We start from the raw sequence: 210 nt of genomic DNA, 5'->3' as shown, positions 1-210 counted from the left end.
AACGTTCCTCACCCGAAGGCCGTACTAGCTCGAAGAATCAATCCCCGACACCTTGTCAAATGTTCCACCCATGAGCTAACCGGCTGAGACATTCGCTCAGATCCGGCGCCTGGACACTCCGAAAAGTGCCAGATGCTCCTTAGAAAGGAGGTGATCCAGCCGCACCTTCCGGTACGGCTACCTTGTTACGACTTAGTCCTAATTACCAAT

General features: G+C 52.9%; 1 rRNA gene. It reads right to left on the bottom strand.

Features of this window, described 5'->3' with window-relative positions:
- Positions 1–143: 143 nt before the first annotated feature.
- A 16S ribosomal RNA gene (locus Q0653_RS14015) occupies positions 144–210 on the bottom strand; the annotation flags it as partial.

Source organism: uncultured Microbacterium sp., from assembly GCF_947488465.1.
In the GTDB taxonomy this organism is placed as follows: domain Bacteria; phylum Actinomycetota; class Actinomycetes; order Actinomycetales; family Microbacteriaceae; genus Microbacterium.
Note: the sequence above shows the minus strand (reverse complement) of the source record. Positions and strands in the feature narration are given on the sequence as shown.